Source organism: Desulfosporosinus fructosivorans (assembly GCF_004766045.1).
GTDB classification, from domain to species: domain Bacteria; phylum Bacillota; class Desulfitobacteriia; order Desulfitobacteriales; family Desulfitobacteriaceae; genus Desulfosporosinus; species Desulfosporosinus fructosivorans.
On the sequence record NZ_SPQQ01000001.1, the window covers coordinates 42,904 to 63,184 of the forward strand.

The 20,281-nt window shown below is 44.0% G+C and carries 23 protein-coding genes; 21 read left to right on the forward strand and 2 right to left on the reverse strand.

The genetic code is table 11. From position 1 onward, the window contains the following. Both E4K67_RS00200 and E4K67_RS00205 read right to left on the reverse strand, forming a co-directional pair. On the reverse strand, positions 1-1,155 hold the full coding sequence (locus tag E4K67_RS00200; protein ID WP_135544413.1) for an ABC transporter substrate-binding protein: 1,155 nt from the start codon (positions 1,153-1,155) through the stop codon (positions 1-3). A gap of 266 nt (positions 1,156-1,421) precedes the next feature. Beyond that, entirely contained in the window at positions 1,422-2,336 is a 915-nt protein-coding gene (locus E4K67_RS00205; protein WP_135544414.1) for a choline kinase family protein, read from the reverse strand. A 409-nt stretch (positions 2,337-2,745) separates the two neighbouring features. Here E4K67_RS00205 and E4K67_RS00210 point away from each other — a divergent pair, with 409 nt between their 5' ends. From E4K67_RS00210 to eutM, 21 genes are all read left to right on the forward strand, one after another. Beyond that, the gene (locus E4K67_RS00210; protein WP_135544415.1) at positions 2,746-3,045 is read left to right on the forward strand and encodes a BMC domain-containing protein; all 300 of its coding nucleotides are present in this window, start codon (positions 2,746-2,748) and stop codon (positions 3,043-3,045) included. A 30-nt stretch (positions 3,046-3,075) separates the two neighbouring features. Further along, positions 3,076-3,366 carry a BMC domain-containing protein gene (locus E4K67_RS00215; RefSeq protein ID WP_135545119.1) on the forward strand — a complete coding sequence of 97 codons (291 nt, stop codon included), beginning with the start codon at positions 3,076-3,078 and terminating at the stop codon, positions 3,364-3,366. Positions 3,367-3,423: 57 nt separating this feature from the next. Next, complete coding sequence (locus tag E4K67_RS00220; protein ID WP_135544416.1) at positions 3,424-4,917, forward strand: acetaldehyde dehydrogenase (acetylating); 1,494 nt, start codon at positions 3,424-3,426, stop codon at positions 4,915-4,917. Between the two features lie 28 nt (positions 4,918-4,945). Beyond that, on the forward strand, positions 4,946-6,082 hold the full coding sequence (locus E4K67_RS00225) for a 1-propanol dehydrogenase PduQ (RefSeq protein ID WP_135544417.1): 1,137 nt from the start codon (positions 4,946-4,948) through the stop codon (positions 6,080-6,082). A 57-nt stretch (positions 6,083-6,139) separates the two neighbouring features. Next, positions 6,140-8,683 carry a choline trimethylamine-lyase gene (gene cutC, locus E4K67_RS00230; protein ID WP_135544418.1) on the forward strand — a complete coding sequence of 848 codons (2,544 nt, stop codon included), beginning with the start codon at positions 6,140-6,142 and terminating at the stop codon, positions 8,681-8,683. A 129-nt stretch (positions 8,684-8,812) separates the two neighbouring features. Next, positions 8,813-9,823 (forward strand): DMT family transporter, encoded by a 1,011-nt coding sequence (locus tag E4K67_RS00235; RefSeq protein ID WP_135544419.1) that lies wholly within the window; start codon positions 8,813-8,815, stop codon positions 9,821-9,823. A 2-nt stretch (positions 9,824-9,825) separates the two neighbouring features. After that, positions 9,826-10,116: a hypothetical protein gene (locus E4K67_RS00240; RefSeq protein ID WP_135544420.1), complete on the forward strand. Its 291-nt coding sequence runs from the start codon at positions 9,826-9,828 to the stop codon at positions 10,114-10,116. A 127-nt stretch (positions 10,117-10,243) separates the two neighbouring features. Then, positions 10,244-11,227, forward strand: a complete 984-nt coding sequence (cutD, locus tag E4K67_RS00245; RefSeq protein WP_135544421.1) for a choline TMA-lyase-activating enzyme — start codon at positions 10,244-10,246, stop codon at positions 11,225-11,227. 27 nt (positions 11,228-11,254) lie between these two features. Beyond that, positions 11,255-11,608, forward strand: coding sequence for an ethanolamine utilization microcompartment protein EutS (gene eutS, locus E4K67_RS00250; RefSeq protein ID WP_135544422.1), 354 nt, complete (start codon positions 11,255-11,257; stop codon positions 11,606-11,608). After that, positions 11,605-12,039: a EutP/PduV family microcompartment system protein gene (locus E4K67_RS00255; RefSeq protein ID WP_135544423.1), complete on the forward strand. Its 435-nt coding sequence runs from the start codon at positions 11,605-11,607 to the stop codon at positions 12,037-12,039. Before eutS ends, E4K67_RS00255 begins: the two co-directional genes overlap by 4 nt. A gap of 153 nt (positions 12,040-12,192) precedes the next feature. Then, on the forward strand, positions 12,193-12,864 hold the full coding sequence (locus E4K67_RS00260) for a cobalamin adenosyltransferase (RefSeq protein ID WP_135544424.1): 672 nt from the start codon (positions 12,193-12,195) through the stop codon (positions 12,862-12,864). After that, the gene (eutJ, locus tag E4K67_RS00265; RefSeq protein ID WP_135544425.1) at positions 12,852-13,694 is read left to right on the forward strand and encodes an ethanolamine utilization protein EutJ; all 843 of its coding nucleotides are present in this window, start codon (positions 12,852-12,854) and stop codon (positions 13,692-13,694) included. Before E4K67_RS00260 ends, eutJ begins: the two co-directional genes overlap by 13 nt. A 19-nt stretch (positions 13,695-13,713) precedes the next feature. Then, positions 13,714-14,025, forward strand: coding sequence for a BMC domain-containing protein (locus E4K67_RS00270; RefSeq protein ID WP_135544426.1), 312 nt, complete (start codon positions 13,714-13,716; stop codon positions 14,023-14,025). After that, positions 14,022-14,282: a EutN/CcmL family microcompartment protein gene (locus E4K67_RS00275; protein WP_135544427.1), complete on the forward strand. Its 261-nt coding sequence runs from the start codon at positions 14,022-14,024 to the stop codon at positions 14,280-14,282. The genes E4K67_RS00270 and E4K67_RS00275 overlap by 4 nt, the downstream gene beginning before the upstream one ends. A gap of 18 nt (positions 14,283-14,300) precedes the next feature. Continuing rightward, on the forward strand, positions 14,301-15,638 hold the full coding sequence (locus E4K67_RS00280) for a 4Fe-4S dicluster domain-containing protein (protein ID WP_135544428.1): 1,338 nt from the start codon (positions 14,301-14,303) through the stop codon (positions 15,636-15,638). Continuing rightward, positions 15,631-16,179, forward strand: a complete 549-nt coding sequence (locus E4K67_RS00285; RefSeq protein ID WP_135544429.1) for a BMC domain-containing protein — start codon at positions 15,631-15,633, stop codon at positions 16,177-16,179. Before E4K67_RS00280 ends, E4K67_RS00285 begins: the two co-directional genes overlap by 8 nt. 49 nt (positions 16,180-16,228) lie before the next feature. Continuing rightward, positions 16,229-16,909 carry a cupin domain-containing protein gene (locus tag E4K67_RS00290; RefSeq protein ID WP_135544430.1) on the forward strand — a complete coding sequence of 227 codons (681 nt, stop codon included), beginning with the start codon at positions 16,229-16,231 and terminating at the stop codon, positions 16,907-16,909. 11 nt (positions 16,910-16,920) lie between these two features. Next, positions 16,921-17,577 (forward strand): BMC domain-containing protein, encoded by a 657-nt coding sequence (locus tag E4K67_RS00295; RefSeq protein ID WP_135544431.1) that lies wholly within the window; start codon positions 16,921-16,923, stop codon positions 17,575-17,577. Positions 17,578-17,659: 82 nt separating this feature from the next. Continuing rightward, a complete protein-coding gene (locus E4K67_RS00300; protein ID WP_135544432.1) occupies positions 17,660-19,144 on the forward strand; it encodes an acetaldehyde dehydrogenase (acetylating) in 1,485 nt (494 codons plus the stop codon). A 2-nt stretch (positions 19,145-19,146) separates the two neighbouring features. Then, a complete protein-coding gene (locus tag E4K67_RS00305; protein ID WP_135544433.1) occupies positions 19,147-19,785 on the forward strand; it encodes a phosphate propanoyltransferase in 639 nt (212 codons plus the stop codon). Between the two features lie 20 nt (positions 19,786-19,805). Further along, a complete protein-coding gene (gene eutM, locus E4K67_RS00310; protein ID WP_135544434.1) occupies positions 19,806-20,096 on the forward strand; it encodes an ethanolamine utilization microcompartment protein EutM in 291 nt (96 codons plus the stop codon). Positions 20,097-20,281 lie beyond the last annotated feature (185 nt).

Consider the following 20,281-nt stretch of genomic DNA (forward strand, 5'->3'; position numbering starts at 1 on the left):
TTATTTAAGTTCCGTAAACTGACCATCTTTCACGATCAAAACAGTAGCGTCCATCAAGGGATTCCGCTTATCATCAAAAGCAAACTTTCCGGTGACACCTTGGAAATCCTTAATGGTTGCTAAGCTGTCGCGTAGCTTTGTGCGGTCTGTGCTTGAGCCGGCTTTCTCCAAAGCACTAGCATAGATGTAAAGTGCATCATATGCTTGGGCGGCAAACTGGTCGGGTACTTTATTATTTTTTGCTTTATAATCTGCAACAAACTTCTTAATCTTTTCATTTTCTTTACCTGGGTACCAAGGGCTCGCCACAATCGCCCCTTCCGCTGCTTTGCCGGCGATCTTGATCAACTCTGGAGAGTTAAAGCCATTCGTACCGACAAAGGGAACATTAATTCCAGTTTCTCTGGCTTTCCTTAAAACGAGGGCTGCTTCCTGATAGAGGCTTGATACCATGACGGCGTCTGGTTTTAAGGAGGAAATCTTTGTCAACTGAGCGGAGAAGTCCGTATCCTTATCGGCAAAGGTCTCAGTAGCTAATACTTCTACCCCATTATCCTTAAGGGCTTGCTCCATCGTCTTATAACCGGAGACGGCCCAGTCGTTATTGCTAGAATACATAAGGGCAACTTTTTTTAAGTTATATTTTTGAACGGCCATCTTGACGGCTTGGGGGACTGCTGAAGACTCAGGCAATGCATTCCGAAAGACAAACTCCCCAATATCAGTTATCCCTTCAGCCGTGGTTGAAGTTCCCATGATTGGAACTCCTGACTGGTGAGCAATCGGGCCAACTGCAAACATTTCTCCACTTAAAGTCGGTCCAATAATTCCAACGACATTATCCTTGTTAATTAATTTATTTGCCGCATTAATGGCCTCGGTCTTGTCCCCACGGGAATCCTCGTATACAAGTTCAATTTTAACCTTGCCTAGGGCATTGATCTCATCCTTAGCGAGCTCCAGACCTTCCTTCTGGGCCTGGCCATAGGCCGCTCCGCCCCCAGACATATAGGCGACGACACCGATCTTGGCAGCTTCTCCACCTTGTGAAGCAGAATTAGCGGCGGGTGCAGAACCCCCTCCGCATCCGGCAGTAGTCAGGAGCAGTGTTCCGATCATCATTCCAGTAAACCATTTTGCAAGACTTTTTTTCATTGTTACAATTACACCTTCCTTAATCTATTTTGTGACTTTTGTGTCTTATAATAGAATTATTATTCGTCGCATATTATGGAATACCTCTAAGGTCGCAAAAAAAAACTACGAAAATTGTAACTCTGAGGTTCAACAATAACGCATTTATCAGTCTAGTCATTAACATTGAAAAAAGCCATGAGGTACTACATTGTACAGCCTCATGACTTTTTTGCATTTTAAAAAGAAATATTCGTTAGAACTTCACCAATATACGTTGTGTAGTTTTAACTCAGGACCATGCTGGCAATGGAACAATGGGGGGATTTAGTCATTGTCTTGATGTTTCTTCGAAAGCGTTCATATCTAATACAGCAGTATTCCAGAAAATCGTCTCCATTGTAATGTCTGATTAAAGCCCAGGCTGTCCAGAGTAAATCTTGTGCCATCATAAAGCTTTTTATTTTTAATTCTTCCATAGGGGTGAGTGGATGACCGAAGTAATTCTGAACTAAATGGTGGATAGCTTCTGAGGATAGTTTGGATTCAAGAATGTAGGCTGCCACATCCCAACAGGGATCGTTCATTCCAGAATATTCCCAGTCTATAAGGTATGTTCTGCCAGTATCGTCAATGATAAAGTTTTCAGGCACTGTGTCATTGTGACAGGGGACTAAGATTGTATTTTTAATATTTTTTTGGACAAAAGTGACTAATTGGTCTTTTAGGGTTGTGTAATCAAAGAAAAAGTCGCCGTGCAGTTGTTCGATAATCATTTCGTATTTGGAAAGCTCCATTTGCCAATCAAAGCGGTTTGAAAAATGTTTTGGAGAGGAGTGGATTTGCTTCATTATACTGGAAGCAGTTTCCAGGTTTTTAGAGGAGCCTGGATTAGCATGAGCCATGTTTCGGCTATTTTTTATGTATGTGCTTATTTTGATTCCGCTGTTTTCATCAAAGTAAATACAATCAGAGTTCACGCCAAACTCTGAGGCAATATGATTATTGACCCTTTCTATTTTTCGATCAATAATCTGATCTGTCATGCCGCCCGGTTGCCTGATGACATATTCGATACCCTTAATGTTCATTATGTAGTTGTAATTGGTAAGTCCGCCAGCAAAGCGGGATTTGTCAAATACGATGCTTTCATCGTGAAAAGCATAGCGCAACTTTTCTTGGACTAATTCTTCCATTTTCATATATAACTCCACCAAGTTATCAAGCTTGGATTTTAGGTTTATTGTTAATTTACTTTAGCAAAAAAAGCTAACAAAATCAATACATCTGGACCGATGAATTCGGATAGTTCATGCTAGGGTCGGATAATTTCAATAATCTAGGGAGTTTGTTAAATCGCAATTTGTTGATAAAGGTGTCTTAACTTGACGTATTAGTGATTCTTTGACGTTTGTCTCAATTATGCAAGTAAATCGCTTTAATACAAGAACTGAATTTTAATAGATATAATAATGCTAATTATATCTATTTATTCTTCAAAATACTATTTTCCGCATGCAATATTATAAAAGTAACAGATATCGGTAGATCTATAAAAAGATAAAAGACAATCCTTGGAAGTTAAAATTTATAGAAAGAGGGGTTGTTTCGATGGAATACTTTGGAGAAGAGGCATTGGGTCTTGTTGAAACAAGAGGTATGGTTCCGGCAATACAAGCAGCGGATGTCATGTGTAAAACTGCTAACGTTGTTCTTGTTTCGTATGAAAATGTAGGCTCCGGGCTTGTCACTGTCATGGTTAAAGGTGATGTGGCAGCAGTAAGATCAGCTGTAGAACAAGGTGCAGCTGCGGCAGCGGCCATTGGCGAGATGACAGCCTCCCATGTTATGCCGCGCCCCATCAGCCGGGTAGGTAAGATTGTTACAAGACATGACATTGATGCGGAGTAAACATTGACTATGTTGGAGAGGGGTATCCGTGTGGACAAAAATGGTGCATTAGGGTTCATAGAAACGTATGGCTTGGTTTCGGTGCTAGAAGCTGCGGATGCCATGTGCAAGGCTGCGGATGTGGAATTGGTTGGGTATGAAAATGTGGCTTCCGGTTTGATTTCCGTTGTAGTTCGTGGGGATGTAGGCGCGGTGAAAGCGGCTGTAGAAGCAGGCATCAAAGAAGCCAGCAAGATTGGTAAGATCTATAGCTCCAATGTCATTGCCAGACCGCATCCGGACGTAGAGAAGATTATTGCCAAATACGTTATCGACTGGTAAATAACGCATTTGTTAAACCTCTGATTCTGCGAGTGGAAAGGGGGGAATGACTGGGATATGAATAGAATTGACAATGATTTGCTCTCCGTTCAAGAGGCCCGGATTCTTGTGGAAAACGCCCGCGAGGCGCAAAAGATACTGGCGTCTTTTCCCCAGGAAAAACTGGATAAAATTGTTGGGCGTATGGCTGAAGCAGTGCATAAATATGCCAAAGAACTAGCCATTATGTCCCAAGAAGAAACAGGATTTGGTAAATGGCAGGACAAGTTTGTCAAAAATGTATTTGCCAGTGAATTTCTCTATAAGAAAATCAGGGACATGAAAGTTGTCGGTATTATTCGTGAAGACAAAGAAAACAAGACCATGGATATTGGCGTACCCGTTGGAGTTATTGCCGCGTTGCCCCCTTCAACCAACCCTGCATCCACTACAATATATAAAGCCCTGATTGCCATAAAATCTGGTAATGCTATTGTTTTTTCTCCTCATCCTAAGGCCAAAAAAACGATCGCCAAGGTGCTTGATATATTAATACGGGCGGCGGAAGAAAGTGGATTGCCAAATGGTGCCATCGGATATTTGCGAACGCTGGCTGTGGACGGTACGGTAGCGTTGATGAACCACAAAGACACATCGCTTATTCTGATTACGGGTGTGCCCAAGATGGTCAGAGCGGCGTATACATCCGGAAAACCGACTATTTATGGTGGCCCGGGTAATGGACCCGCCTTTATTGAACGTTCGGCTGACATTAAAAAGGCAGTAGCAGATATTATTCTCAGCAGAACTTTCGATAACGGAATTGTCTCAGCCTCGGAACAATCCATTGTTGCTGAGGACTGTATTGCCGATGAAGTAAGACAAGAGCTCAGGAAAAATGGAGCTTATTTCATGTCAGGACAGGAGTCAGTTCAGCTTAGTAAGTTTTTTTCCCGTCCTGATGACAGCTTGAATCCGGGAATTGTCGGGAAATCGGCTCTAGAGTTGGCACGATTAAGCGGCCTATGTGTCCCGGAAGATACGTTAGTACTAATTTCAGAACAAAAATATGTGTCCTCCACCAATCCGTATTCAAGAGAAAAGCTTTGCCCAGTTCTGGCATTCTATGTTGAAAAGGACTGGATGAATGCCTGTGAAAAATGCATAGAATTGCTTATCAATGAGGGCAAGGGGCATACCCTGGTCATTCACTCGAAGAATGAGAGTGTGATTCGGGAATTTGCCCTAAAAAAACCAGTATCAAGAGTGCTGGTGAATACTCCCGCATCATTAGGGGGTATAGGAGCGACAACAAATCTCTTTCCGGCATTAACCTTGGGTTCCGGCGCAGCAGGTGGCGGGTTCACTTCTGATAATGTCACACCAATGAACTTGATTAATATCCGAAAAGTCGGCTATAGTGTGCGGAAGCTGGAGGATATAACTAACGGTGTGCAGGCGGAGGAAGTCGCTGAAACAAGCGGGACTCGTTGCTCCACGAATCAGAGATCCATTGAAAGTACGAATGATTTGAAAGAGTTGCTCGAAAAACTGCTAGAGCAACTAAAGTAGTGCGGAGACGATTGAGGTGACGGAGTTAGTGAAAAAATTTGTCATTAAACCTAAGATTTATTTTAATGAGGGATCCATGGAATTTCTTAAAGAAATCAAAGGCACCTGTGCGTTTATTGTTTCTGATTCCGTAATGGAGAAGTTGGGGTACCTCCAAAAAACTATAGATTATCTCAATGAAACAGGAATAAAGTCTGCTGTTTTTACGGAAGTCCTCCCTGATCCGGATGTAAAAGTCATTGCTGCGGGGATGAAGAGATACCTAGAAACCCATGCAGATACCATCGTTGCTTTGGGTGGAGGGTCTGTCATTGATGCTGCCAAGGGCATTTTATACTCCTTGTGGCAGTTCAAAAAGGCAGCTGGGGAAGAATTTAAGAAACCACTATTTATTGCTATTCCTTCCACAAGTGGTACAGGATCTGAAGTGACGAATTTCTCTGTCATTACTGCGGAAGGCGAAAAAGTGTGCATAGTAGATGAGTGGATGGCTCCGGATATAGCCATACTTGATTCCACTTGTATCCAGCATGTTCCCCAGGCGGTGGTGGCAGATACCGGTATAGATGCTTTGGTACATGCCATCGAGGCTTATGTTTCTACGCAGGCAACTGATTGCACAGATGCGCTTGCGGAGAAGGCGGTGCAATTAATTTTTGATAATCTCAGGACTTTATACAACGATGTAAGCAATTCTTTTGCGAGAGAACGCATTCAAAACGCATCCTGTATAGCGGGTATGGCCTTTACAAATACGAATCTGGGGATTAACCACAGCTTGGCCCATGCTTTAGGAGGAACTTTTCACATTTCCCACGGGCGATCAAATGCGCTTTTACTGAGTGCAGTGCTTGAATATAACGCTAATTTGAATAGCAATGCCAGTAGACATGTCTCGGAAAAATTCGCAAAACTGGCTGCTATTTTGCAATTACCAGCTCGGACTTACCGGGAAGGGACAATAAATTTCATGCAGGCCATTAAGGATTTGAAGAAATCACTGGGCATCCCCAATGGTATTCGAGAATTGGGAATTGATAAAAGCAAATTTGAGAACGAAGTGAGTAATATGGTTGATCTGGCCCTTCATGATCGATGTACTCCCACCAATCCTAGACAGCCGTCTAGAGAAGATCTAATTGGTATCTATCAAAAATCATTTTAATAGATCAGAGAATAAGAAATTTATCCTGCTACTTAAAGTAAGAGGGAGGAAAAAAAGTTGGATATTAAAGAATTTTCGAATAAATTTGCGGATGTAACAAAACACTTGTCCCCGGAAGAAACGGCCGCCATCATGAAGCTGTTTCAAGGAATTTCCAAGGAATTGTCCGCAAACAGTCCAGCAACGAACAGTGTGACAAAATCGCCTGTGTATGAAGGGGAAATCACGGGACTGACGCCGCGCATGGAGCGATTGAAAGCAGCATATTTAAAGGTTAAACCAAGTGTTAGTATCTATCGTGCCAGAGCCTTCACCCAAGTGAGCAAAGAAAATACGGGGTTGCCCAAAATCCTTCTGCGGGCCAAGTGCTTTAGAAAAGCCTGTGAAACAGCTCCCTTGCTGATTCAAAACGATGAATTGATTGTGGGACATCCCTGCGGTAAACCGAGAGCTGGTGCTGTATCCCCAGATATTGCCTGGAGATGGGTTCGAGACGAACTGGACACCATGTCAACCCGGATGCAGGATCCCTTTGAAATCAGTGAAGAAGACAAGCGGGTTTTGCGGGAAGAGATCTTCCCTTACTGGGAAGGTAAGAGTCTGGATGAGATTTGTCAGACACAATATGAAGAAGCTGGCGTATGGGCATTTTCAGGCGAATCGTTTGTAAGTGATCTTTCTTATCATCAGGTAAACGGTGGTGGTGACACCTGCCCAGGTTATGATGTCATCCTGATTAAAAAAGGTATTAATGGTGCAAGACAGGAAGCTGTCGACAGATTGAGCAAATTGTCCATGGAGAACCCGGACGATTTAGATAAGATTTACTTCTATAAAGCGGAGATTGAGACTTGTGACGGTATTTTGGCTTATGCCAAACGACTTTCTGATTATTCAAGAGAGCTGGCTGACAGAGAACATGACTCAGCTCGACAGAAAGAACTTTACAAGATTTCCGATATTCTGACTCATGTACCGGCCAACCCTCCCCGCACCTTCCATGAAGCACTTCAGTCGATCTGGACACTGCAATCCTTGTTTGTGGTGGAAGAAAACCAGACAGGAATTTCCGTCGGACGCTTGGATCAATACATTTATCCCATGTTTAAGGTCGATATGGAATCTGGCCGAATGAACAAACTGGAAGCTTTTGAACTGTTGAGCTGTTTTATTATTAAATGCTCTGAAGTCATGTGGCTGTCCAGTGAACTGGGAGCGAAATATTTCGCCGGCTATCAACCATTTATCAACTGCACCATAGGCGGACAGAAGAGAACCGGTGGCGATGCAACCAATGACCTGACTTATCTGATCATGGATGCCGTTCGTTTTACCAAGATGTATCAACCGTCCCTCGCTTGCCGAATTCATAATAAATCACCGCAACAATATCTGAAGAAAATTGTAGATGTTGTGAAAGCGGGGCTTGGATTCCCTGCCTGTCACTTTGATGATACGCATATCAAAATGATGCTTGCCAAGGGATTCGGCATTGAAGATGCGCGCGACTATTGCCTCATGGGTTGCGTGGAACCTCAAAAATCCGGCAGAATCTATCAGTGGACATCCACCGGTTATACCCAATGGCCCATTGCCATAGAATTTGTTCTGAATCACGGCATGATGAAATGGCATGGCACCATGCAAGGTATTGACACGGGAGATCTTGACAATATCAAGACCTATGAAGAATTTGACGCTGCCTGCAAAAAACAAATAGAGCATATTGTCCGCCTGTCTGCCATTGGAACCATTGTCAGTCAGCGCGTTCATCGCGACCTTGTTCCAAAACCCCTCATGTCATTGCTGGTAGAAGGGTGTATGGAAAAAGGCATGGATGTTACAAGCGGCGGCGCTCTTGTCAATTGCGGCCCCGGACTTATCTTCTCGGGCTTGGGAACCTATGCAGATTCTATGGCGGCTATTAAAAAGTTGGTCTTCGAGGACAAGAAATATACGCTCCAACAAATCGGAGACGCTATGGCAGCGAATTTTGAAGGCTACGAAACCATTCGGACAGATTGCCTGAATGCACCGAAATACGGGAATGACGACGACTATGTTGATGAAATTGCTGCAGATATCGTTATCTGGACTGAACGGATTCACAACACCTTTAAGATGCTCTATTCGCGCTTCACTCATGGTACACTTTCCATTTCCAACAATACGCCCATCGGGGAACTTACCGGCGCATCAGCCAATGGACGTCTGGCCTGGACACCTTTGTCAGACGGAATCAGCCCGACCCAGGGTGCCGATAAATTGGGACCCACAGCTATCATTAAATCGGTCAGCAAGCTTAGTAACGAGTCTATGAGTATCGGCATGGTACACAACTTCAAACTGTTACGCGGCATTCTGGAAACGCCTGAAGGAGAGAATGGCCTGATCACCTTGCTCAGAACAGCGTCTATTCTCGGCAATGGTCAGATGCAATTCAGTTATGTTGACAATGAAGTTTTGAAGAAAGCCCAAATCGAACCTGACAAGTATCGAGACTTGATAATTCGTGTCGCTGGGTATAGCGCTTACTTCGTAGAACTGTGCAAGGAAGTACAGGATGAAATCATCAGCAGAACCGTGTTGGATCATTTTTAGTACGGGGTACCACTCCCGCTTGTAGAAGTGGGAGTGGTACGATTGGATAAAACTTTAATTTGTGTGGAAAATATCGGAAGAATGTAAGTTCTTCAGATATTCCATAAATAAGGAGGGAGCATAGTCTAGATGAGCATATCGGGAAACCAAAAAGCGATTATGATGAAGGAAAAATTGAATGCCAATTTTGCCAGAAAAGGCATCTTCACAGGTCTTTTTAGCGGCTGTACCTGGGGTTTGAACAGTGTACTCTTGGGGTTAGCCTTAGCTCTTGTGCCTGTAATGGGTGGAAAAGCTGCCATATTTGCCATCCCACTGGCCGCTGCCTGTATGAATGATTTTATTGCAGGCCTATGGCTACTCTTCTATAACGGTGGGGCCGGACGTTTACAGGAAATCAAACGTAGTCTCAAAACCTTTCCCGGCCTAATGGTTGTCGTAGCCGCTTTGCTGGGTGGACCTATTGCTAATGGTGGATACCTTCTGGGAATTTCTATGGCAGGTCCTGCTTATGCCTTAACAATTACCGCATTATATCCCATCGTTGGTGCTCTTCTTTCCCGGATTTTCCTCAAACAAAACATTGTGCCCCGCGTTTGGGTTGGCATGCTTATCTCTGTTATCGGAGCTATCGTCATATCCTATGTACCGCCCGAAGGTGGGAACAGCGAAACCTTCTACATCGGTCTTTTATTTGCATCGTTAGCTGCTTTGGGTTGGGGCGCTGAAGCCGTTTTGGCAGTATTCGGTATGTCCATGATTGACCCGAAAATTGCAATCAATATCAGAGAACTGACTTCCGGTCTTTTTCTAGCTATTTTCATTCTTCCATTCGTCGGTGGCTGGGCTGTCATTTCCCAAGTCCTGACTTTACCCCAAGCCTTTGGCGCCTTTGCTATTGCTGCCTTGGCTGGAGCGGTATCTTACTTGGCATGGTATAAGGCCAACAGTACAGTCGGAGTCGCCAAAGGGATGGCTCTTAATGGAACCTATGTTATGTGGGGCGTTATCTTCTCTGTTATCTTTTTGAACTCACCCCTTACACAGAACTTGGTTATAGGCAGTGGCTTGGTACTAATTGGTACAACTCTTGTGGCTATTAATCCTAAGCAATTCTTCAGTAAAGGCGAGGTGGCATAATCATGGCGGATCTATTACCACTGCGATTTAGAATGCTTCATTATATTTCCACTGTTGAAAAAACCTCTGTCGAGCAGATTATGAAGGCACTGCAAGGCGAATATGGCACAGAAAAGCAGTTTAAAAAAGCAGTCTTTATTGATCATCTCTTGGACATGAAAGCGAACTTTATCGTCGACGATAATGATGTAGTATTTGATGACAAAGGTGAATTGGTCATTTACTACTCCATCAACGATGAAGGGAGAAGACTTCTCAAAAAGTATCTTCCTAAAAGTTGGAATCAAACCTGAATTTTCAGTAGCCATATTTTATGCTAGCCAGAAAGCATAACTTAACGTAATACTTTCTGGAAGCATAAGTGCAACTAAGGCGGCCGCTTTCGCGCCAGCCGAGTTTTCTTTAAGGGATGGGGACATTATGAGTACAGAAACCAGTAGCATCTTAGAGAGAAAAGCGAGAATTTTCAATGTCCAGAAATATTCCATCTATGATGGACCGGGGGTTAGAACATTAATTTTCTTTAAAGGTTGTCCTCTGAGATGCCTTTGGTGTTCTAATCCTGAGGGACTTGTTCGTAAATATCAGGTCATGGTCAAAGAAGATTTATGCATTAACTGTGGTAACTGTATTCCTGTTTGTCCCGTCCACATACATTGTTTCCTGAATGAAGAAGACGGGCAATTGCGATTCAGAAGTGAAACACCTAGGCATAAAGTCAAGAGAAACATTGACTGTATAGGGTGCCGAAAGTGTGAAATCGTTTGTCCTAAACAGGTTTTGTCCATTGTCGGCACGGACAAAACTATTTCCGAAGTCCTGGAAATCATCGAACAAGATATGCTCTTCTACCACAGTTCAGGTGGAGGAGTCACTCTTGGGGGAGGGGAAGTTACAGCACAGCCAGAATTTGCCACCAATCTCCTGATGGAATGCAAACGGATGGGAATCCACACAGCCATCGAAACCTCCGGGTATGTGAAGCTGGACTCCCTACTCATGATAGCTCAGTTTACCGATTTATTTCTGTATGATATTAAGCAAATTGATTCTGAGCGGCATTATGAACTTACCGGAGTGCGCAATGAACGTATTTTAGATAATCTAACTGAACTCATACACCGAGGGTTTAATGTCAAAGTCAGGATGCCCCTCATAAGGGGATTGAATGATAGTGAAGACACCATTGGCAAAACTTTGGAATTTCTACAATCTTTTAAAACCTACAAGAATTTTCAGGGCATCGACTTGCTTCCTTATCATAAATTAGGCATCAACAAATATAAGCAATTGGACATGTTGTACACCATCACCGAAGATTTGAGCTTCAAAGAAGAAGAGCTGGATAAAATCGAAGAACTCATTAAAGGTTATGACTTAAAGGTCGAGGTCATCAGACATTAAAGGCTATAGACAGGACGGAGGGGTTTTATGAGTGTAGGCGATGAGTTTGACAGAAAACGTATTATCCAGGAATCTGTGCCTGGCAAGCAAGTCACTCTGGCCCATATCATAGCTTCGCCCGTACAAGAAATATATGAACGCCTGGGAATTGAAGAACAAGGATCCATTGGCATTTTAACCCTCACTCCGAGTGAGACGGCAATTATAGCAGCCGATGTCGCCACAAAGACATCGGACGTAGAGATCGGTTTTCTTGATCGTTTTACTGGATCCCTAGTCATTTCCGGTGATGTGGCAAGTGTCGAAGCAGCCATGATTGCCATTAATGACACCTTGGAAAAGTTGTTAGGCTTCACGCCTGCCAAGATTACACGCACATGAAAAAACGAATTATGGTCGTCGGACCAACCCAAGCTGGCAAATCAACCCTTGCCAATGTTTTAAATGATTCCACTAGGTTATTAAAAAAGACACAAGATGTTATTTATGGGAAAAATACCATTGATACACCGGGCTCATATCTTGAAAACGCTTCTATGTACAAATACCTGATTGCAACTGCACAAGCCGCATCTCATGTACTCATCCTTGTTGATCAATCCAGACTCGTTGAAGTATATCCGCCTGGTTTTGCCATGACGTTTACTTGTCCCGTTATTGGAGTGATTACCAAGACTGACTTAGCTCCGGAAAATGTTAATTTGTGCATTCAACAGTTGAAAAGAATCGGAATTACAGAACCATACTTCTGGATTTCTTTGAAAGACAATATAGGAGTGGAAGTCTTGAAACAATATTTACTTGGAAAATAAGAAACAACTTAACAGAAATAAGTTTTCTTCATATATATAGCATTCCATTAATATTCTTAGGTTTTAGTTATTCATGTTTTCTGGATATACGCTCCAGCAATTAACTAATGAGATATTTGATATAAAGAGATTTCAGGAAAGGTAGGTGAGGCAATGAAATTCATCACCGAGATGGAATTGCGAGATTTATATAAAACAGAACCCTTTACTCATTACGTTTTGGAACTAGATACAAAGATTACGCCAGGTGCCCGCCAATTTCTAACAGACAGACGAGTCACGCTGGGACAGACTCAGTGTAGTGAGGGCAAGAAATCAAACATCGACGAATCAAATCAGGTACAAGTTCGAGAAACCTGGTGTACCTTGAGATTGCGGAGAAGAATGGATTGCATAGAGTCCTTATTTCTCCTAATCGCGGCAGAACTTTTACACTCTGGAGACTCTGACCTGTCAGAAGAGGTCATGGCCTTAGGTAAATGCTTCAAAAACGTGCAAAATGCTGAACGGGAAAAGATAGCCCCGGACAACCTCCAATTTTGGGGATGGTCGGAAGAAGAAATTAAGAAACGATCCGATGATCTGGAAAAATCCGTTGAGATCAATGAGTTTCACGTGAGATTGGAAAACGGAAAAGAGATTGTCCAGTTAAATCACTTACGTGCCTCCCTCCTAGAAGTCGAGCCAGCCCTCTTGGAAGCCTTCTGGAATGAGGAGAAGCAGGCCTGTTCACGGCAAGACCTGATTGATACGGTCAATCTGATCATTAACATACTCTGCATAATGATGTGGAAGTGTTTAGGAGGACAAAAATGGAAACGGTAAATTCAGCTTTTCAATACTGCGATCAACTCGTTCGTGATTTTGAGAAAGTCATCACAACACCAATATTGAATAAATCGTCCGTTTATTACACTGGTGTTGACCTGGGAACAGCCTATATTGTGCTAGCAGTCCTTGATGAGAATTATCAGCCTGTTGCCGGTGCCTATCGTTTTGCCAGTGTCGTCAAAGATGGCATGGTGGTGGACTATATCGGGGCGATTCGTATAGTCAAAGAATTAAAACAAGAACTCGAACAGAAACTGGGCGTAGAACTGATCTATGCAGCCGCGGCGCTTCCTCCGGGAACTGATACCCTTGACTCAGGAGCTATTAAACATGTGGTACAGGGGGCTGGTTTCGAAGTTACCAACGTATTGGATGAACCGACGGCGGCCAATGCCGTACTTAAGATTCAAGACGGTGCGATTGTCGATATTGGTGGCGGTACTACGGGGATTGCCATCCTGAAAGACGGCAATGTGATTTACGTTGCCGATGAACCTACAGGTGGCACTCACTTTTCTCTGGTCATTGCCGGAGCCTATAAAATGAGTTTTGACGATGCAGATCAATACAAGCGGGATTTTAAAAACCATCGGGAATTGATTACCATAGTACGACCTGTCATTGAAAAAGTCTCCTCCATTATCAGTCGGCATATATCCGAATACCCAGTAAAAGAAATCTATCTAGTAGGTGGAACCTGTTGCCTGGAAGGAATCGAAGACATTATCGCCAAACAAACTAACCTTCCTACTTATAAACCGCAAAACCCCATGTTTGTAACCCCTTTGGGGATTGCCCTTAACTGCACACAGGAAAGCCTTTAGACAGGAGTGACGTTTACGCATGGATTATCGAATTATTAAATCCCCTTCTAGCGGGACTGTGGATATTCTCTTTCGGCGCAAAGGTTCGGCTTCCTCGATCCCCCTCGAGAACTATGATGCTGTAGGTTTGGTTCAGGGGAAGCTGATTGATATGGTTTTTGCTGCTGATATCGCAGAAAAAGCAGCTGGGGTAGTAGTGGAAGACATTAAAGGCCATTGCCCGCAGAATTTAATTATGATCGCCATCTTTGGAGATACCGCGTCGGTGGAAGCCGCAATTCAAGAAATACAATATAAAATGAAAGAACCAAATACAGGTGAGATTCGATGATAGCAGCAAAAGTAATGGATAGCATATGGTCGACAAGAAAAGCCGATTCCCTCGTAGGACTGAAATTCGTGATGCTAGAAGTCCTCGGTGGTAGTGATGCTGGTCGTCTGATGATCGCTGCCGACACCATCGGTGCAGGCGCTGGCGAGCGAGTGATTGTCTGTACGGGCAGTTCGGCTCGCAAAATGTTGGATCGGGAAGACATACCGATTGATGCCGTCATTGTAGGAATCATTGACGAAGACTGTAAGTTTTAAACATGGAGGTGAGAAACGTTGGATCTACTGACCATTATCAAGGATGCAGGGGTTATTGGGGCGGGAGGAGCTGGATTTCCAACTCACGCCAAACTAACTTCCAAAGCCGAATATATATTGCTCAACGGAGCTGAATGCGAACCCTTGCTCAGAGTGGATCAGCAATTGATGGAGCAGTTTCCTGATGAAATAATCAAAGGAATGGAAGCGGCGGGAAGATATATTGAAGCTCGCAAAGCCATCATCGGTATCAAAGGCAAACACAAAGAAGTCATTGTCCTTATGCGAGAAAGAATCGCGGCTCTGGGACTTACAGATTATATGGAAGTAATGGAACTGCGGGATATCTATCCTGCTGGTGATGAACAGGTTCTGGTTCATGAATTGACTCAAAGAATTGTTCCGGAGGCCTCCATTCCCCTGAAAGTGGGCTGTGTGGTTATTAATTCGGAAACTGCACTGAATATATTTAAGGCCATGGCCGGGAACCCTGTCACAGAAACGTACATCACAATTGCCGGAGATATTCCTCGCCGTATGACTGTTAAAGTACCTGTGGGCATATCTATTCGAGATGTCCTGGGACAATGCGGTATGGAAAATATAGATGACTATGCCGTAATCGACGGTGGTCCGATGATGGGATCCATCATGAACAATGTCGATGGGTATGTCACCAAAAAAAGCAAAGGTTATGTACTGCTTAAAAAAGATCACTTTTTGATTCGCAAGAAATCCGTGAGTCTTGATCGAGCTAGAATAATAGGCAAAACCGCCTGTGAACAATGTCGCATGTGTACAGACCTGTGTCCTCGTTATCTCCTAGGACACAATATGCAACCCCATAAAGTCATGCGCGCCCTGAGCTACAATCTAGAGGACGTCTTGGAACAACAAATTGCCCAATTATGTTGTGAATGCAATGCCTGCGAATTATTCTCTTGTCCAGTAGGTCTCCATCCGAAATCCGTCAATGTATTTTATAAGCAAAAGCTGGCAGAACAAGGGATTAAATATCAGCCCATCCAGATGGATTTTCAAGCGAGGTCAGCCAGAGAATATCGCCTGATTCCAAGCAAACGTCTAGTCATTAGAATCGGCTTAACAGCCTTCGATAAACCAGCACCCCTGACCCAAATTGAATTTCGCCCGGAATACATCCAGATCGCTCTCCGACAGCACATTGGAGCACCGGCACTACCTGTTGTCACCATCGGCGAACAGGTGAAAACGGGACAACTGATTGCTAAAATCCCGGACAACAGTCTCGGAGCTACCGTTCACTCTAGCCTCAATGGGACTGTGATCGAGATCAACGATAATTCTATTGTGATAAAGGTGGGTTCGTATGTATAGTGCAATAGGTATGATTGAGGTTACAAGTATTGCTAGAGGTATTTATGCTACAGACTTGATGCTTAAAACAGCTTACGTTGAAGTGGTCAGTGCAACCCCTGTCTGTCCGGGAAAATATATTGCCATAATCAAAGGAGACGTTGCCGCCGTAGAAAGCTCAATCAGCGTAGGGGTTGAAATGGCAGGAGAATATCTGGTAGATAGCTTTATCCTCGCCAATGTCCATCAGGGCGTTTTCCCGGCCATCACGGCCACATCCATGCCCGATGGAATCGGGGCTCTGGGGATCATGGAATGCTTTTCCTTGGCGTCCATGATCATTGCAGCTGATGCGACACTCAAGGCTGCTGATGTACAGGCTCTGGAACTACGGTTGGGCAGTGGACTGGGCGGCAAAGCCTACTTCACCTTTACCGGGGATGTTGGCGCTGTGCAGGCAGGTATCGAAGCTGGGAAGACAATCGCTATCGAAAAGGGCTTGTTAGTCGATGCAGAAGTAATTCCTTCTCCTTCTGACAGACTGTGGGCATCGCTATTCTAACATTAGAATCACATTTCTATGCCTTATACGATTGAAAGGAGGTGCGACTTTGAAAAAACTTGTTTGTGCAAACGAGGTAAAAGCAGCGGCAGAAAAGGGGCAAAAACTATTCTGCGTAGACGGCAATACGATCATTACACCGTCAGCCAAGGACCTGGCTAAACAACTGGGTGTGGAATTTACCTTAGATTCATCGATTGCAGGAAATCACATCGCGATAGACAACGGTCTGCAGAAGAAAGATAACCACGAGACAGCGATTGACAGAGATATGATCTATCAAGTTGTAAAAGCGGTATTGACCAACAGTCTTCTGGCGAATGTTTCTGCCCCATCCAACGAAACTCCTTTCCGTGCAGATTGTGACTCGAAAAGCGGACTGAAGATTGTACGCGGCAGGACAGTGACACTCGAGAGCTTTGACACGGGTGATTCTAGCACCAACGTAGCTTATCGTGAAGTGGTCAGTAAAGATGATTCTCAAATGAGTGCAGGTTTTTTAACAATTGAAAAATCCAGCTTTGAGTGGGAATTATGCTATGAAGAGATTGATATTATTCTCGAGGGAAGCCTGTCCATAACCATCAATGGCGAGACTTATCACGCTCATCAAGGAGATGTCCTCTTCGTACCCAAAGGTTCCAAAGTAACTTGGAGTTCCTCTGAGTATGTAAAATTCTTTTATGTAACTTTCCCGGCAAACTGGGCTGATCTTATGGCACAACACTAGGAGGGTAAGCTATGCAGGCTCTTGGCTTAATAGAGACACGAGGATTCCTTCCTGCTATTGAATGTGCAGATGTCATGCTCAAAACGGCGCAAGTAGAACTTTTGGGGAGAACCTTTGTAGGTGGTGGCCTCGTAACAATTGCCGTAACCGGCGATGTGGGAGCAGTTAAAGCCGCCGTGGAAGCAGGAGTAACAGCAGTTAAAAAGATTGGTGACTTGTTAGTGGTTTCTCAACATGTTATTCCCAGACCGCATCCTGAGATTGAAAGCATGATCGTTGTTAGGGAAATTTCCGTTGAGGAGCAACCAAGATCTGCACCACAACAGGAAAAATCAAGCATTCTTCCTGGCTCTGCTCCAACCACCAACTTGAACGAGCCTATAGCAAAGCAGGACCCCACAACAGGCACAGAAGCGCCTATGACTACACTCGAAAGCACTAAGTCAGAGCAAATAATGCTCAGCCAAATCCGTAAAGAGGAAGTAGATGCTCTCGTAGAGGAATTGGGCCTTGAAAAAAGCGTAGACATCCTAAAATCGCTTTCCGTAGTAAAACTTCGCAATCTGGCAAGAGAATACAAAGATCTTGGCGTCGCAGGCAGAGCAATATCCAAAGCAAACAAAGAAATGCTTATCCAGAAACTGAAGGGATATTACGAGAGAGAGTAAAAAGTGGCTTATGCCCTGAAATTGTATGTGTAACTTTTATACCTATTTAAATAGGTAGAGACTTGGAGGGAGGAATAGTAAATTGGATAACTTTGATTACGATTTACAGTCAGTTCAAGAGACCAGAAATCTTGCCCGCCAGGCCAAACTGGCACAAACTCAACTTGCAAAATTCAATAGCGAGCAGATTGATAAAATCATCCGCAATATGGTGAAAGTAGCAGGAGAAAATGCGGCATCTCTGGCTAAGCTGGCCGTGGAAGAAACGGGATTTGGCAAAGTAGAAGACAAAATCTTCAAAAATAATTTTGCTTCCGCAGAACTCTATGAATTCATTAAACCAATGCAAACCATCGGAATCATCAAAGATGATAAAGTCAACAGAATCATCGAAATAGCCGAACCAGTGGGATTACTCATGGGGATTATTCCCTCAACTAATCCCACATCCACGGCCATATACAAATCCATTATTGCCATTAAGTCCCGTAACGGGATTGTGTTCTCCCCGCATCCTGCGGCACTGAAATGCACGCTGCAAGCAGCCAGACTGATGAATGATGCTGCAGTAGCTGCCGGTGCTCCAGCCAATATCATTGGCTGTATCTCAAAACCCTCGAAGGATTCAACCAATGAACTCATGAAATGCGATGAAGTAGCCATGATTATCGCGACAGGTGGTTCTGCCATGGTAAAGGCTGCCTATAGTGCAGGGAAACCGGCCTTGGGTGTAGGTCCGGGCAACGTTCCGGCCTATATTGAAAGAACTGCCGATATTCCGAAAGCAGTCAAAAATATTATGGCCAGTAAAACATTTGACAATGGTACTATATGTGCATCCGAGCAATCGGTTATTGTTGAAGAATGCATGCGTGACCAGGTTATGGAAGAGTTCAGACGTCAAGGTGGTTACTTCATGACCCCCGCGGAAACAAATCTAGTTGCTGCAAAATTGTTTGTCGGCGGTTTTGCCATGAGTGGAAAAATGGTAGGGAGATCCGCAGCAGTCATCGCAGACAGCGCCGGCATTGCCATTCCTCCAGGAACAAAAGTACTGTTGGGTGAACAACAAGGCGTGGGTAAGGAATATCCCCTGTCTTATGAAAAGTTGACTACCGTGCTGGCCTTCTATACCGTAAAAGACTGGCAGGAAGCTTGTGAGCTGTGCATCAAACTCTTGAATAATGGCGGTGTCGGGCACAGCCTTTCCATTCATACGGAAAATCACGAAATGGTCATGAAATTTGCAGAAAAACCCGTATTCAGGATCTTGGTCAACACACCCTCCACCCATGGCGGTGTGGGCGCAAGTACCGGACTCTCCCCGTCATTTACACTGGGTTGTGGTACTTGGGGCGGAAGTGCAACCTCCGATAATGTGACCCCCATGCACTTGATCAATATCAAACGTGTTGCCTATGGAATCAAAGACTTCAGCGAAAACACAACTCCCTCCTATTCAGCGAGCGTGGCACAGAGCGGTAGCCCCAGTGCCATCAGTGATGATCAGATTATGAATGTTGTGAATGAAGTCATTTTGCTCCTTAAAAAAAGAGGTGATAACTAAACGTGGGAAAGTATGACGATTTAGCAGCGCTTCTGCTGGAAGCAATCAAAGAGGGGGGGTATTTAACAAAGGACTTAAGCTCCATACCCGTGGGAATATCTAACCGTCATATTCATCTTTCCCAAGCAGATTTAGAAACCCTGTTTGGTGCAGGATACCAATTGACAAAAACTAAAGATTTGTCCCAACCCATGCAATATGCCTGTAAGGAAACCCTGATCATAGCCGGGCCCAAAGGTGCTATTGAAAAAGTTCGTATCCTCGGGCCAACGCGAAGTGAATCGCAGATAGAAATACTTCAGGCAGATTGTTTTAAACTTGGCATAACAGCGCCGGTAAGGTTGTCTGGAGACCTGCAAGGAACCCCAGGAATCACTCTCATTGGCCCCAAAGGAAGTATCCTTCTTTCCAAAGGCCTTGTGATTGCCCAGCGGCACATTCATATGACCCTGGAAGATGCCAAAAACTTTAGTGTAGCCGATGGAGAACAGGTAACCATCCAAATAGATGGACTTCGGGGAGGAACTTACTCGAATGTCGTCATCAGAGCCAACAACACCTCGGCACTTGAATTTCATATTGACACGGAAGAGGCGAATGCTATGCATCTCGCAGACGCAAGAATAACCATAATAAAATAAAAATTTAGGAGGCAACAAAAATGAGTAGATCAGAAGCGTTAGGATTAATTGAAACAAGAGGTCTCGTAGGAGCAATTGAAGCGGCAGACGCCATGGTTAAAGCTGCCAACGTTCAGCTAATTGGGTACGAAAAAGTCGGCGGTGCTCTGGTAACTGTTATGGTAAGAGGAGATGTCGGTGCTGTAAAAGCTGCAACTGATGCAGGCGCTACTGCCGCTCAGCGAGTTGGCGAACTCATCTCTGTTCATGTCATTCCTCGTCCACACGGTGACGTAGAAATGATGCTCCCCCAAGTCAAGAAACAAGTATAATGAACCATTAGACAGGTCATATGGCAAAGGTCAAAATCTCCTTTTGGAGGTTTTGGCCTTCGTCTTTACATTTTTATATGGGTGTTGTATTATAAAATTAAATGCATCCGAATCTGTCTATTTCTTTTAGTTTCAGCAACTTGAAAAACTCGGTCAAGTACCCTCGGAAGCCTTCTTTTTTGAGA